This window comes from Cognatilysobacter lacus (assembly GCF_008274655.1).
GTDB classification, from domain to species: domain Bacteria; phylum Pseudomonadota; class Gammaproteobacteria; order Xanthomonadales; family Xanthomonadaceae; genus Cognatilysobacter; species Cognatilysobacter lacus.
The window spans coordinates 1-13,261 of sequence record NZ_VTRV01000072.1 but is presented as its reverse complement, the minus strand read 5'-3'; the positions used below and the strand labels follow the sequence as shown (position 1 = coordinate 13,261).

Below are 13,261 nucleotides of genomic sequence, written 5' to 3'. Positions count from 1 at the left end.
GCGCCGCAGCCGCGCATTCCGCGTGGACGCCGCGACGGCCAGCGCGGCCGATCCCTGCGAAGCCGCCCGTGCATACCGCGATGCAGCAGAGCGGCGCGCGGGGCTGTCGCGCAACTACGACTTGCTGTCGACGTTGCAGCGGCGTGTTTACGATGCATGTCGTTGAGCCCGGCATCCGGCCACGCACGTCGCGAGGTGCGCATTACGCCGCGGCGACCAGCAGCGCAACGATTCACCCCGGTTGCTTCGACGCAACTGAACTTCACCCGCGTTGTCCAGGCTCGCCGCACATGAGCTGTTGGCGTCGTCCCGCGCCGCTCCGGGACCACGACGCAGGCGATCGACGGTGCAACGCCACGGATGGGCGCGGACGCGGCCGGGAATCGCTGCGGCCGCACGCGTTGCGGAAGTGGGCAGCAGCCGACGCCTGCCGGGGTTCCCGATCGCGGCCGGACAGTGCCGCGTGACGGTGCGGGCTCGCGCTGCAGCCCGCTTGCCGAACCCACGCCTGCAAATGCCCGCCATCCCGAGCTCGACTCCATGCGTGCGACGGGCATCAATCGCGGGCACGCAGCCTCACCGATGGTGGTCGGTAGCGCGACGCACATCTCCGCGCCGGTTCCCGATTTCGATTGCGCGCTGGAGCGGACCGAGTCCCCTGGGGGCGACGACGCGGATGCCCAAGGCTCAAGCGATTTTGTCCACGCAGACGGTCTGACGCTCGTCGACAGCCGGACGGGCGGCACCCAGTCGCCCCACGTGCGGTTTTCTGCCGACGGCCGGCGGCTCGGGGCGCCGCCGGACGGTGCGACGACGAGCGAGTTCGACGTGCGCAACCGGCAGCCCGTGCGGGCACGGGCCGTTTTTGTGGACAGTGCGGACGCCAAGCCGCAAAAACCGACCCTCGACGCGGTGGCCCGTGGTGACGCCGAGCTCGCGGTCTTCTGCGGCCGCACGGCCGGCATCTTCTCGCAGAGTCGGACGCCACCACTGCAGGTGGCCCCGGTGTCGCCGTGGCCCGATGCGAGCGAGCCGATCGTGTTCGACATCGCGACGGGCGTGCTCCGCGAGACCGCGCTGCCGCGCGAAGAGGAGGCCGCGCCCGACCGCAACGCCGCGCAATCGCGCGCATCCTCGACGATTACGCGATACCGCAGCTGCCGTTGGACCCTGCGCCGACGGCCGCAAATGCCGCCACATCGGGCGAAATACGCGGAAACCCGTAAAAACAGCCGCGAAACGACCGAAACCACTTGCAAGCAGGCCGCCGTCGCGCGATAAACCGCATTCCTTCCACCCGGAACCTGCAAACCATGGCGACGAAGAAAGCTAGCACTGCCCCCAAGATCAAGCCGGTCACCGAGCCCCTGGGCAAGAGTGGCCTGGTCAATTTCATCGCGGAGCGCACCGAGCTTGCGCCGCGCGACGTCCGCTCCGTGCTCGGCGCGCTCGAAGAAGCGGCCCACGGCTCCCTGCACAAGAAGGGCTGCGGCAGCTTCACGTTCCCCGGCATGCTGAAGGTCACCAAGGTCGACGTGGCCGCCAAGCCGAAGCGCAAGGGCATCAACCCGTTCACGAAGGAAGAGCAGTGGTTCGCGGCCAAGCCGGCGAGCGTCAAGCTCAAGGCGCGTCCGCTCAAGAAGCTCAAGGACGCGGCGGTCTGACCCAGTTCCCAGCCGCCGGCCGCAAGGCCGGCGGCTTTTTTTCGCCTGCAGAGTGGCCAGCACAATGAGTTCAGAGACCACTCCCGTCGCACACCGGCAGTTGCGCCGGGCTGTCGGCGCCCTGTGCACGAGTGGCGAGCTTTCCTCCCGCCTGGAGCAGGCCCACCGGGCGCTGGCCGACGTCGACGCGGAGCATCATCTTCCGCAGTCGCTTCGGCACCGCTTTGACGAGCTGCTCGCCGACATCGCGTACGGGGCAGACGACCTAGGCGAAGCGCTGCGCAGGATGAGCACCCCGGACCGCGAACACCTGGCCGACCGAATAGTTTCGATGTTCGACGAGGCGCTGCGGCATGTCGGGATGGAAGGGTAGGAGTCGCCCAGGCGCGCACCGATGGCCACTCTGACGGAACGTCTGCTGAGGGTGCTGCGTAGTGCCCGCGCCGTCGAGGAAGCGTCCGCCGCGACGCACGTCGCCGACGAGGGCGCCGCCGCGGAACCGTTGCCGCTTGCGCCGGAGACTTCAGTCGATCCGTACCAGGCGCGGATGGACCAGGAACGCGCGATCTTCGTCGACCAGACGGAAGTGCACGACCTGCCGCCGATATTCCATTACTGGTCCAACCGTTACCTCCTGCCGATGCAACAGCCGCTCGGGGTTCGCAATCCGGAGCAGTTCCTGGCCCGCTATCTGCATGAGTCGGCGCGGCGGACGGGCTCGAGCAAGCCCCGTTTCGTGAGCCTGGGGTGCGGCAACTGCGACGCGGAGACACGCATCGCTCGTGAGCTGGTCGAACTCGGGCTCGACGACTTCACCCTCGAATGCCTGGACATCAACGAGGCGATGCTCGAGCGCGGGGCGCAGATCGCCAGGGCGTCCGGATTAGAAACGCGGGTGATTCCGTTGCAGGCGGATCTCAACAGGTGGGAGCCGCTCGGCAGCTACGACGGCATCATGGCGAACCAGAGCCTGCACCACGTGCTGGAACTGGAGCACCTGTTCGACGCCGTCCTGGCTGCGCTCGCGCCGCGTGCGCTGTTTGCGGTGTCCGACATGATCGGCAGGAACGGTCACCAGCGTTGGCCCGAAGCCCTGGCCATCGTCCGCGAGTTCTGGCGCGAACTGCCGGGCACGTATCGCTTCAATCGACAGTTGCAGCGCCAGGAAGACGAGTTTCAGGACTGGGACTGCTCGAACGAGGGCTTCGAAGGAATTCGGGCGCAAGACATCCTGCCACTGCTGAGCGTGAAGTTCGGCTTCGAAGTCTTCGTCGGCTTCGGCAACATCATCGACCCCTTCATCGACCGCGGGTTCGGGCACCACTTCGACGTCACTAATCCCTGGGACACGGACTTCATCGATCGGGTGCACGCTCGGGACGAGGCCGAGATGCGGGCCGGGCGCATTACGCCAACGCACATGCTTGCGGTGCTTTCGACAGACCGCGGTACCCAGTGCTACCACCGGCCGGGTCTGTCCGTCGCGCATTGCCTTCGGGCGCCCTCCGGCGCGGCCGACGACGGCTCCGCCGAGAGCGGTGCCCGAGCATCGGATGCACGAGGTGACTGATGCGTATTGAACGGAGACTGGAGCGCTGATTATGCGCGCGCGGCTGTCACCCGAAGCCCACCAGTAGGAGCTGATCACCGGCAAATTCTGGACGTTTACGCTGGCCGACGGCGCTTCGGATGCTGGTGTTGCTGCACTTCCACCAACTGGGCCACTCGCCGTTTACCGTGGCGACGCTGTTTCTGTACTACGAGATCTTTGGCGCAATCACCAACCTCGTGGGCGGCTGGCGCGGCGCGCGGGTCGGCCTCAACCGCGCCATGAACATCGGCTTGGCGACCAATGTCGTCGCATAGTCGATGCTTGTGGTTAAGTCCGCCGCATTGAGCATCGCATGGGTCATGGCGGCGCAGGCGCTTTCGCGCGTCGCAAAGGACCTCAACAAGACGAGCGCGAAGAGCAGCAGCAAGCTGCTCGTCCCTGGCGACCAACAAGCGGTGCTCTTCCGCTGGGTGGCGGCGCTCACGGGCTCTAAGAGCGCGCTGAAGGGCGTCGGCTTCTTCCTTGCGATGAGATGCTGGCGGCGTTCGGGTTTCGCGGCGCCGTCGCGATCGTGGCGGCAGCGCTGGCCATCGTGCTTGCGTCAAGCTTGCTGTGGCTCGGCCGCGATTTGGAATGCTCTAAGGCGGAGCCGAAGTTTCGCGAACTGCTGTCGAAAAGCTGCTCAATCAACATTTTCGTCTGGCGCTCGGCTTTGCGTCTTCGGCGCGCGCGAAGTGTGGTTCGTGATCGCGCTGCCGGTGTTTCTGTAAGACGTGCTTGGGTGGGATTTCACGCAGGTCGGCGCTGGGCTAGCCGTGTTCGGCGTTCTGTTTGCGATCAACTCATCGCTGCACGGTTACCTGATCGTTGCGTTCGCAAGGGAGGATGGCGTCTCGCTCGATGTCGGCTTCTATTTAATGGCGAATGCGATGGGGCGCCTGCTCGGCACGGTGGTCTCCGGCTGGATCTATCAGGCGTGTGGGCTCAGCGCATGTCTCGCGTGGTCAGGGGGGTCCTTCTACTCGCGGCGGCGCTGTCGCTGGCATTGCCGCGTGACCAAGGGCATGTATCAACGATTGCGCGATGGTGAGGGATCGTGAGCAAGAAATCCTAAGGGAGCGCTCCAGGCCCAGACGCGCGGAGCCGCGCGTCGGCGCAGGCGGACATAGAACTTGACACCCAGGTCGCCGCGCGAAGCCGGGGCACGAAGCGGTCAAATGGGCGGCCGCACCAGACTCGGGACCACTGTCCGCTACGTGCCGCAGAAGGCCGCTGCAATCGGAATGACAGGGCCGACTCGCGCAGTCAGGCGCGCGGCGGGCGGTCGACGCCTCGCGTCAGGCCGTTCCCCGGGTCCCGACGCCGACGGCACTTATCGGGCTCGGATAGCCTTCGTGTTAGCGATTGATTCGTGCAAGCCGATAGGCTCGCTCGCTATCCCTAGCGAATAGTACCGAAAAGGGCTCGCACGGGATCATGCGGCACAGCGTGCGACCGACCGCCTGGCCCAGCGAAGGAGCGTAACCGTCGGTGTTGACCACGCAGGTTCCGAAAATGAACTTGCCCGGCGTGCGTCCGGGCAGACTTCGAAGCCGCCGTAGTCAACGAGATAGGCCGGGAGCGAGATCAGATACGCCTTGCCACCGTGCACGGCCTCCTGACCAATGATCACGACGACGCTGATGCCTGCCGACAGCAAGTAATAGATCGGATAGTCCACGACCATGGTGCCCAAGGGTCGTCCCTTGCTTGTCACCTCGCCTGTGAAGTGCTTGCGCGGTAGCACCGAGACGGCGTCGCCGGCGATGCGCGGATTCTGCGAACTCATGGTTCCCCCCGATTGGCGGGAACGTGAGCGGTCCCGGAGAAGCACGGCCCGCGAAGCGGAGCAGGGCGCCGGCAGTACGCCGGCGCCCCGGACCTTACTCCTGGGTCGCGTCGTAGTTCTGCCCGCTATCGACAGCAACGTCAGTCGCTGAATCGTGCGGCACGTGCACTGTGACTGCAGCAGAACACGTCCCGCCCTTTCGATCTGCGGCTTCATAGGAAAGGCGGTAGACGCGGCCGTCGCCACTGCCCGCCCGGGCCGCCCGTACCGCGGCCACGTCGGTCCCGACACCGGTCACGTCGGGTGCACGCGTTGGCGGTTCGTCCTGCGTCGCGCCGACCAGCTTGAGCGTCACCGGGTCGCCGTCGGGATCCGTAACGTGCACAAGATCCGCGAGGCGCATGTCGCGCATCTGATTGTTGGGAGGCCACAGCACAGTCGGCTTTTCGGGCGACTCGCAGACGGGCGACGCGTTTGCAATCACGGAATAGCCAAGCTCCGCGCTGTTGAAGAGCGTGGGGTCCGCGTTGCTGGTAACGGTCACGAACACGCGACCGGTGTCGCCGCTCGCGCTCCCTGCAGGTGCCTGCAGCGTCAGCTGGACGTCCTTGGACTCTCCCGCGGCCAGCTCGAGTGAGGTCGGGACCAGTCCCGTCACCGCACCGAGGTCATCACGCGCTCGGACCGTATACGACGCCTGCGCCGACTGCAGGTTCTTCACCGTAAAGGTCACCGTTTGAGGTACGTCCTTCTTCAGTTCGACGAACGGAACGCCCTTGATCTGTACATCGAGCGGCTGTGCGCGATACAGGGCCGGGTACTCGCGGCGGTAGGCGTTGCCTGCATCGTCGGTGCCTTCCACGGAAATCCGGAACGGCACCGCCGGCAATGCCGTTTCGCCGAGGAAGTGCTCGGGGTTGGCGGAGTCGTAGTCCTGCGACAACAGCAGCGGCATCAGCACGCGCCCGGCCTCGTCGATGAGGCTAAAGTGCGCCGTCGAGTAGGAGCCCACAACGCTCGCTTCCCCGAGCATCGTGCTCCCCACCGTCGGTTGGCCCGCGACGGGGTCGTATCCGCCGTGGATATCCGCATTGACTTGCACGAAGTCGAAGCGCGAGAAAGCCAGTGGGCTGTTTCCACGAACGGACGCGGTGAACGGGCCAACGCCCTCCACCTCGACCTTCCACACGCCGGGGTCGGCGTGGTCGAATGCGTACACCAAGCCGGTGGAGAGGGTGACGATCTTGACGTCAGGATCCGTGGACGCGACCTGGACGCCAGATGGCCTGAACACGCGTACCGATTGGTGTGCGACAACGTTGTTCTCTGCCACGGACAGCGCGATCGTGAGCCCGGTGTTGTAAGTGTCGACGGGCGCGATGATCGTTTCCGTGCCGCCGGCGCCGAGATCCACGCGACGACGGATGATCGTCGACTGGTTGCCCTGCAGCTGGGGCTTGATGACGGTAAAGAGCTTGGGAATCTCGTCCGGCCTGATGCGGAAAACCTGGCCACCTGTTTCAGCCGCGCCGCGGATATAGGCGGGATCGATGGGCGAGCAGCTGCCAGTGAGACCGTAGTTGAGTTCGACGCCGCGACTTTGCGCCGCTGCGATCACCTGGTTGACCGTGGCCGAGTCTTTTGCAGTCGCATCGGAGAATAGATACAGACGCGAGTCCGGCATCGAGGCATTGACCGCGTTGAGCAGTCCGGCCTGCGAAAGTTCCGGGCAGTCGCCGCCGCCGTCCGGGCTGATCGCTGCCACGGCTGCCTGCAGCACCGATGCATCTTCGGTCGTCATCGCACCGCCCACGTTCGGGTCACCGAATCGGACCAGAAGATAATTATCTGGAGCTCGCTCCGGGTCTGCGCTGATCTCCGCGACCATCTGGTTGATCGTGCCGGATACACCGGCGATCGACGAACCCATGCTTCCCGTGTCGTCGACCACGAAGCCAAGCGTGCCCTTGACATCGAGCAAGGCCGCCAGCGCGCGATCGTTGCCCTTGAGATCGTCCAGGATGCCCTGGATGTACGTGCGCGTTGCCTCGTTCGCCAAGGCGGCCGCGCGCGGATGGAACGGGTTCTCGGTCACGTGGTGGGCCGCGGCCCCGGCGGCGTCCAGGTCCTTGTTGATACCGGTGCAATTGGGGCTGTAGTTGCCGTGGAAGCACTTGTTGGCCGGAAGCTGCTCAATCGAGCAGCCGAAATCGCTGGGAAACACCGAGAAACCGACGAAGTAGCCCGACGTCACCGAGCCGCCGCCGTTCGGACCGAGCGTGTTCGGGTTGCCCGGACACGTGGCGCTGGCGCGCGAGGGATTCTGGAAGAGCGTCTTGCCAAACCCGCCCACGATGCTCGTGTTGCCGCGTTCGACCCAGTTGCTGTGCGCATAGAAATCCTGCAGCGTATGCAGCGCTTGACCGAGCTTTTCGCGCGCCTTGCTGCCGTCGCGGTTGGCGCCACTCACCGCCTGGATGACTTCAGTCCGAAGCGTTATCAGGCGACGGCTGCCTTCGAGGAAATTCTCGTCGGTGAAATGCCGCTCGGAGTGCCAGTACGCGGCCGACATCGTCGCGACCGAATCGACCGCCTCGTTCGCCTTGGCGATCTGTTCAACGGCTTTCGGGCTGAAACCTTTTTGATGCCCGTAGACCGATGCGCGCATGGCCCGGACTTGTTCATTGGTCACGCGCATGTGCACCGGGATGTCGAACGCACGTGCGACGGGTGGTGCGCTACCGAGTAGCGCCGCGAGGGTGATGGCCAGCAAGCTCGGCCGGCCGGTGGACGTCCAGTTCACGATCGTTCCCCCTTACATGGTTTCGCTGCGCCACTGCGTCAGCGACAGCGCTTCCCCGGCGGACAAAGCAGTCTGTCCACGCGTTGACGCTGTTCCGGTGCAAGTCCGCCCTTGCGCGCTTCGAGTTCTGCGCGAATCATGTCGAGCCGTCGTTCGACGGTTCCCGCCGGGCTGGCATGCATCCAGCTCCAAAGCAACGGCGTCAGGTCGTCCCCACGAATTACGAGTTCCGCGGCCGCCTGGGCACCTCGCGCCTCGGAGACCCGGTCAAACAGGAGTTGCACGCCAAAGACACGCACGTTGAACGAAGGATCTGCGAGTGCGGTCGCGGATACCTGTTCGGCATCGTCGCGCGAAAGTTGGCGTGCCCAAGCAGGCGCGGCGTTTTCGAGCCACGCGTCGCGCTCTTCACCGTGAACATGGCGGCTGAACTCGTCCACCAGCGCATGTCGCGACGATCCCAGAGCGCAACCGCTTGCGAGTAGCAGTGCAAGCAATGACGTCGACGCCCATGGCACTCCGCCGCCAATAGCGCCCGACCTTCGGCTCGCGTGTCTGTCCATGACATCCCCCTGTGCATCCTGCCGCGTCGAGCATGAGCCGGCGTCGCGCGCCCTGTCCACCGCGCAGGCTCACTTTCCGACGATCGGATATGGAAGGCACCGCCGGGGGAAACGGGCGCTGGACGGCGCAGCCGGCCTCAGCTCATGCGGCTGCCGCGGCGGATGCAGCGCCGCGCGGCCCACGCCGCGATGCCGCTTCCGAGGGGCACCAGCACGATGGCGAACATCAATCCGTAGTACGACGCCATTTCCGTCGTGGTCATTTGACCGCCAAGCCAGAGAGCCGCGAAGAAGCCCGCGATCGCTCCCGCGACGGCTGCACTCGTAAGCAACGCAACGGCGCCCGCGCGCAATGTCATTGATGTAGCCCCTTGCGTTCGACAAGCAGTCGACACGTCGTCGAGCGAATTCCCAGGCCAGGCGCTTGCCCGCGTATGCCAAGCCGGCGAAGCGGAGAGCAACCCCATAGAGGGCCCCCTGCCAGTGGGCGAGCGGGGCTTCCGACCGCACGGGGCAGCGACAATACGTCGAAATCAACGCACTCGGATCACCTTCGTGCGCGCGATCGAATCGTGCCAGCCGATGGCATCCCCGTCCGAAGCGAACAGCACGGAAAACGGCTCGAATGGGATCACGCGCGACAGTGTGCGGCCGATCGCTTGCCCGAACGACGGGGCGCCACCGGCTCTTGTCACGACCCGCGTGCCAAAAATGAACTTACCAGGCGTGCGCCCCAAGACGCCTTCGAAGCCAGAGTAATAGGAGAGGTACACGGGAATCGTAATCAGGTACGCCTTGCCACCTTGGAGCGCTCCCGGGCCGAAGGCCACGATCACCGCCATGCTAATGACCAAGGACAGCACGTAATAGATCACGTAGTCCGCGACCATCGTGCCGAAGCGCCGACCCTTGCTTGCGACTTCGCCCGTGTAGTGCCGCGGTGGCGTCGCCAATGCGGCGTCTCCCGCCAAGTATGGATTCTGCGATTCCATGTCCCCCTCCTGGATTCAATGATTCACTCGGAACGTGCGCTCGAACGACAGCGTTCTCTCCACCGTTCGACCGCACGTGCATCGCAACTCACCGGTGCCTGCGGACTGTAGCCGAGATCTCGGATCGCCGGCTGTGGAGCCAGAGGACGCGTGTCGCTTCGGCAGCGTTGTCCCAGCCCGGCTCGCGTGCCACTTCGACCTAAACGCTCGTGACTCGGGTTCGTCGCCGTCCAGCGGCCGCAGACTTGCGACCACGCAGCGGCGGTTGATGCGGCAACGCGGCAGCGCGATATGCAAAGCACCGCCATTCGTCGGCAACGCTCGCTAGCCGGCCGGTGCCCCGCATGCGCCGGCGATACGATCGTGGCAAGGCGCATTCCAACGCCCCGGGAGCGCGGCAATGGCCACAACGGCACAGCCGGTCGCGGCACGCGAGGCCGTGTTCGTCGCGCGCGCGCTCTGCAAGACGTACCGCATGGGCGAGGTCGACGTTGCTGCGTTGCGCGACGTCAACCTCATGCTGCACGAGCGCGAATTCGTCGTTCTGCTGGGTCCGTCGGGCAGCGGCAAGTCCACCCTGCTCAACATCCTCGGAGGGCTCGATGTGGCGACGTCGGGCGCGCTGCACTACCGCGACCATGATCTCGTTGCGGCGGACGACGCGGCGCTCACGCTCTACCGGCGTCAACACGTCGGATTCGTCTTCCAGTTCTACAACCTGCTGCCGAGCCTGACGGCCTACGAGAACGTCGCGCTGATTGCGGAGATCGCGCACGACCCGATGCCACCGGCTGAGGCGCTGGCACGCGTGGGCCTCGAGGCACGCAGCGGACACTTCCCGTCGCAGATGTCGGGCGGCGAACAGCAGCGCGTCGCGATCGCGCGGGCTATCGCCAAGCGCCCGGACGTCCTTCTGTGCGACGAACCGACGGGCGCCCTCGATGCCGCCACCGGCGTGCGCGTGCTCGACGTTCTGGAAACGGTCAACCGCGAGCTCGGCACCACCACGCTGGTGATCACGCACAACGCGGACATCGCGCGCATGGCGCACCGCTCGCTGCACATGGCGGACGGCCGCATCGCACGCGAGCTGGTCAATTCGGAACGCGTTCCTGCGTTGGCATTGTCGTGGTGACGATGCTCGCCAGAAAACGTCGACGCGACCTGTGGCGGTTGCGCGGGCAGGTGCTGGCGATCGCGCTCGTGGCCGGCGTGGGCGTCGCCAATCTCGTCATGTCGCGTTCGACACTCGAGTCGCTCGTCGAAAGCCGCGACCGCTACTACCGCGACACGGCATTCGCGGATGCGTTCGCCGACCTGCGACGCGCACCGGAATCGGTCCGCGGGCGGCTGGAGGCGATCGACGGCGTCGCCGCGGTTCAGACGCGCGTGCTCACGCTCGGCCGCGCCGAGCTGCCGGGCTTCGACGACCCGATTCGCGTGCAGGCGGTGAGTCTCCCCGAGCCTGGGCGCGAAGCACTCAATCGGCTGCGGCTGCGTGCCGGGCGGCTTCCGTTGGAAGGTGAGCGCGACGCGCTGGTGATCAGTGATGCGTTCGCGGAAGCGCATCGGCTCGCGCCGGGCTCACGCATCGTGCTCGTGCTGCAGGGCCGTCGCGCGACGTTCCGAATCGCCGGTGTCGGCGGCACGCCCGAGTTCATCTCGCAGGGCGCGCCGGGTTCGATCTTCCCCGACGCCAGCAGGTTCGCCATCGTGTGGATGCCGCGCCGCGCGCTCGCGGCTGCGACCGACATGGTGGGCGCGTTCAATTCCGTCGCCGTCGCAACGGGGCGTCACGCGCGCAGCCCGTTCGTGCTTCAGGAACTCGACCGCGTGCTCGCGCCGTACGGCGGCACCGGCGCGATCGCGCGTGCCGACCAGCGCTCGCACCGCTACCTGTCCGAGGAGCTACGCCAGCTGTCGACGATGGCGCGACTGTTTCCCGCCATTTTCCTCGGCGTTGCCGCGTATGTCCTGCAGGTCGTGCTGGGACGGCTGATCTCCCTCGAGCGCGAGCAGATCGGCACGCTGCGCGCATTCGGATTCTCGACGCGCGAACTGTGGCGCCATTACGCGGGCTTTGCAGTCGCCGTCGGGATGTTCGGCGCGGCGGTCGGCATTGCGCTCGGCATCGTGCTGGGCCGGCTCATTGCGGGGCTCTACCGTGACTACTACCGGTTGCCGTCGCTCGACTTCTCGGTGTCGCCCGGTCTGCTGCTGCTGGCCGTGGCGGTCAGCGTCGCGAGCGCGTTGGCGGGTTCCGCGCTGCCGCTGTTGCGGGCAGCGCGGCTTACGCCGGCCGACGCGATGCGCCCCGACGTACCCTGGCGCGGCGGCAGCCGCCGGTTGCGCGGCGTTCGTGCACCCGGGCGGTTGGGGCAGATGCATCGACTGATGCTGCGTGACCTGTCGAGCCGCCCGCTGCGGTCGCTGCTGGCCTGGACGGGGCTCGCATTCGGCACTGCCGTGATGATGATGGGGCGGTTCCAGCACGACGCCATCGATTACATGATCGAGCGTCAGTTCCGGCCGACCGAGCGCCAGGACATCTCGGTCGCGTTCTTCGAGCCCGTGTCGACGCGCGCGCTGCCCGAGATCGCATCGATCAGTGGCGTGCGACGCGCCGAGGCCGACCGCGTCGTGCCCGTGCGCGTGGCGTTCCGCGCAGCCAGTTACCGCACCGCATTGCGCGGGCTGGATCGCGATGCGCGGCTGCGGCGGCCGCTGGATGCAAAGGGCCGGCCCATCGAGCCGCCGGTCTCCGGCGTGCTGCTGACGGGCTATCTCGCACGCTGGCTGGGCGCGCGAGCGGGGGATCCGATCGACGTGCATGTGCTGACCGGCCGTCGCGGCCTGCTCCGGTTGCCCCTCGCGGGCGTGGTGGAAGAACCGTTCGGCTCGCAGGCCTACGTAGGCCGCGCGACGCTCGACCGCCTGCTGGGCGAAGGGCCGCGCATCGATACCGCGCAACTTGCCGTCGACACCGCGCGGCTCGCCGACGTCACCGACGCACTGGAACGCCGGCCGGCCGTGGCGTCGATCGACCGGCCGCGCGAGGCCATCCGCAATTTCTACGAGGGCATGGCGCGCACGGTGCTGACGTTCACGGTGATCGCCACCGCGTTCGGTGCGGTGATCACGGCGGGCGTCACGTACAGCAGCGCACAGGTGGCGCTGTCGGAGCGCGCGCGCGATCTCGCCAGCCTGCGCATCCTTGGCTTCACGCGCGCCGAGGTCGGTTACCTGCTGCTCGGCGAACTGGCACTGCTGGTCGCGCTCGCGGTGCCCCTGGGGTTCGTGCTGGGGCACGCGCTGGTCGCGATGCTGGTGAACGGGTTCGACTCCGACCTGTTCCGCATCCCGCGTTACATCAGCCCTTCCACCTACGGCATCGCGGCGCTCACCACCTTCGCAAGCGCACTGGCGGCGGGCGTGCCGGTGTGGCGGCGCGTGGATGCGTTGGACCTCGTGGCCGTTCTCAAGGCGCGTGACTGATGGCCGCGACGTCGCACTGGACGGATCGGCTCAAACGGCGGCCGCTGTACGCGGTGTTCGTGCTCGCCGCCGTCGCGATCGCGGCGTGGAGCTTCCGTCCGCGACCGCTCGTCGTCGATATCGCGCGCTTCGAACGCGGCCCGGTGGTCGTCGCCTTCGTGGAGGAGGGACGAACGCGGCTGCGCGACCGCTTCGTCGTCGCCGCACCTTTGGCGGGCGTACTGGAGCGCGTCGAACTGGACCCCGGCGACGCGGTCGCGGCCGGGCAGCGCATCGGATTCATTCGCGCGACGCGAGCGGCACTGCTGGATCCGGCGACCCGGGAAGAAGCGCGCGCCCGGTGGCGGGCAGCTGCCGACGAGCT

16 protein-coding genes are annotated in these 13,261 nt (G+C 66.7%); 10 read left to right on the top strand and 6 right to left on the bottom strand.

Annotated elements, in window-relative coordinates; genetic code table 11:
- The first annotated feature begins 540 nt into the window (after window positions 1–540).
- The 7 genes from FW784_RS08050 to FW784_RS14630 all read left to right on the top strand — a co-directional run bounded on the left by FW784_RS08050 (window position 541) and on the right by FW784_RS14630 (window position 4,316).
- Complete coding sequence (locus FW784_RS08050; protein ID WP_149352832.1) at window positions 541–1,281, top strand: hypothetical protein; 741 nt, start codon at window positions 541–543, stop codon at window positions 1,279–1,281.
- Window positions 1,282–1,313: 32 nt separating this feature from the next.
- The gene (locus FW784_RS08045; protein WP_149352831.1) at window positions 1,314–1,664 is read left to right on the top strand and encodes an HU family DNA-binding protein; all 351 of its coding nucleotides are present in this window, start codon (window positions 1,314–1,316) and stop codon (window positions 1,662–1,664) included.
- Between the two features lie 64 nt (window positions 1,665–1,728).
- Complete coding sequence (locus FW784_RS08040) at window positions 1,729–2,037, top strand: hypothetical protein (RefSeq protein WP_149352830.1); 309 nt, start codon at window positions 1,729–1,731, stop codon at window positions 2,035–2,037.
- A gap of 21 nt (window positions 2,038–2,058) precedes the next feature.
- On the top strand, window positions 2,059–3,234 hold the full coding sequence (locus FW784_RS08035) for a class I SAM-dependent methyltransferase (protein WP_149352829.1): 1,176 nt from the start codon (window positions 2,059–2,061) through the stop codon (window positions 3,232–3,234).
- A 119-nt stretch (window positions 3,235–3,353) separates the two neighbouring features.
- Window positions 3,354–3,530 carry a hypothetical protein gene (locus FW784_RS14640; RefSeq protein WP_205123577.1) on the top strand — a complete coding sequence of 59 codons (177 nt, stop codon included), beginning with the start codon at window positions 3,354–3,356 and terminating at the stop codon, window positions 3,528–3,530.
- Window positions 3,531–3,557: 27 nt separating this feature from the next.
- Window positions 3,558–3,986 (top strand): MFS transporter, encoded by a 429-nt coding sequence (locus FW784_RS14635; RefSeq protein WP_205123576.1) that lies wholly within the window; start codon window positions 3,558–3,560, stop codon window positions 3,984–3,986.
- Between the two features lie 45 nt (window positions 3,987–4,031).
- On the top strand, window positions 4,032–4,316 hold the full coding sequence (locus FW784_RS14630; protein ID WP_205123575.1) for a hypothetical protein: 285 nt from the start codon (window positions 4,032–4,034) through the stop codon (window positions 4,314–4,316).
- Between the two features lie 297 nt (window positions 4,317–4,613).
- Here FW784_RS14630 and FW784_RS14965 read toward each other — a convergent pair whose 3' ends face one another.
- The 6 genes from FW784_RS14965 to FW784_RS08010 form a co-directional block, all read right to left on the bottom strand.
- Window positions 4,614–4,757 (bottom strand): hypothetical protein, encoded by a 144-nt coding sequence (locus FW784_RS14965; RefSeq protein ID WP_187770725.1) that lies wholly within the window; start codon window positions 4,755–4,757, stop codon window positions 4,614–4,616.
- Window positions 4,691–5,044: a hypothetical protein gene (locus FW784_RS14350; RefSeq protein ID WP_187770726.1), complete on the bottom strand. Its 354-nt coding sequence runs from the start codon at window positions 5,042–5,044 to the stop codon at window positions 4,691–4,693. Before FW784_RS14350 ends, FW784_RS14965 begins: the two co-directional genes overlap by 67 nt.
- Before the next feature lie 94 nt (window positions 5,045–5,138).
- Window positions 5,139–7,742 carry an HET-C-related protein gene (locus tag FW784_RS08020; protein ID WP_425481612.1) on the bottom strand — a complete coding sequence of 868 codons (2,604 nt, stop codon included), beginning with the start codon at window positions 7,740–7,742 and terminating at the stop codon, window positions 5,139–5,141.
- A gap of 143 nt (window positions 7,743–7,885) precedes the next feature.
- Window positions 7,886–8,287, bottom strand: coding sequence for a hypothetical protein (locus FW784_RS08015; protein ID WP_149352827.1), 402 nt, complete (start codon window positions 8,285–8,287; stop codon window positions 7,886–7,888).
- A gap of 260 nt (window positions 8,288–8,547) precedes the next feature.
- Window positions 8,548–8,673 (bottom strand): hypothetical protein, encoded by a 126-nt coding sequence (locus FW784_RS14820; RefSeq protein WP_268890897.1) that lies wholly within the window; start codon window positions 8,671–8,673, stop codon window positions 8,548–8,550.
- A gap of 270 nt (window positions 8,674–8,943) precedes the next feature.
- Window positions 8,944–9,402 carry an RDD family protein gene (locus tag FW784_RS08010; protein WP_149352826.1) on the bottom strand — a complete coding sequence of 153 codons (459 nt, stop codon included), beginning with the start codon at window positions 9,400–9,402 and terminating at the stop codon, window positions 8,944–8,946.
- A 400-nt stretch (window positions 9,403–9,802) separates the two neighbouring features.
- Here FW784_RS08010 and FW784_RS08005 point away from each other — a divergent pair, with 400 nt between their 5' ends.
- The 3 genes from FW784_RS08005 to FW784_RS07995 form a co-directional block, all read left to right on the top strand.
- Window positions 9,803–10,537, top strand: a complete 735-nt coding sequence (locus FW784_RS08005; protein WP_149352825.1) for an ABC transporter ATP-binding protein — start codon at window positions 9,803–9,805, stop codon at window positions 10,535–10,537.
- A 2-nt stretch (window positions 10,538–10,539) separates the two neighbouring features.
- A complete protein-coding gene (locus tag FW784_RS08000; RefSeq protein ID WP_149352824.1) occupies window positions 10,540–12,897 on the top strand; it encodes an ABC transporter permease in 2,358 nt (785 codons plus the stop codon).
- A partial coding sequence (locus FW784_RS07995; protein ID WP_235893618.1) for a biotin/lipoyl attachment domain-containing protein occupies window positions 12,897–13,261 on the top strand: 365 nt, incomplete at its 3' end. The genes FW784_RS08000 and FW784_RS07995, both read left to right, overlap by 1 nt.

Coding starts and splice junctions, on each gene's coding strand:
- FW784_RS08050 (WP_149352832.1), top strand. CDS start 541: ATGCGTGCGACGGGCATCAATCGCGGGCACGCAGCCTCACCGATGGTG.
- FW784_RS08045 (WP_149352831.1), top strand. CDS start 1,314: ATGGCGACGAAGAAAGCTAGCACTGCCCCCAAGATCAAGCCGGTCACC.
- FW784_RS08040 (WP_149352830.1), top strand. CDS start 1,729: ATGAGTTCAGAGACCACTCCCGTCGCACACCGGCAGTTGCGCCGGGCT.
- FW784_RS08035 (WP_149352829.1), top strand. CDS start 2,059: ATGGCCACTCTGACGGAACGTCTGCTGAGGGTGCTGCGTAGTGCCCGC.
- FW784_RS14640 (WP_205123577.1), top strand. CDS start 3,354: ATGCTGGTGTTGCTGCACTTCCACCAACTGGGCCACTCGCCGTTTACC.
- FW784_RS14350 (WP_187770726.1), bottom strand. CDS start 5,044: ATGAGTTCGCAGAATCCGCGCATCGCCGGCGACGCCGTCTCGGTGCTA.
- FW784_RS08020 (WP_425481612.1), bottom strand. CDS start 7,742: ATGCGCGTGACCAATGAACAAGTCCGGGCCATGCGCGCATCGGTCTAC.
- FW784_RS14820 (WP_268890897.1), bottom strand. CDS start 8,673: ATGACCACGACGGAAATGGCGTCGTACTACGGATTGATGTTCGCCATC.
- FW784_RS08010 (WP_149352826.1), bottom strand. CDS start 9,402: ATGGAATCGCAGAATCCATACTTGGCGGGAGACGCCGCATTGGCGACG.
- FW784_RS08005 (WP_149352825.1), top strand. CDS start 9,803: ATGGCCACAACGGCACAGCCGGTCGCGGCACGCGAGGCCGTGTTCGTC.
- FW784_RS08000 (WP_149352824.1), top strand. CDS start 10,540: ATGCTCGCCAGAAAACGTCGACGCGACCTGTGGCGGTTGCGCGGGCAG.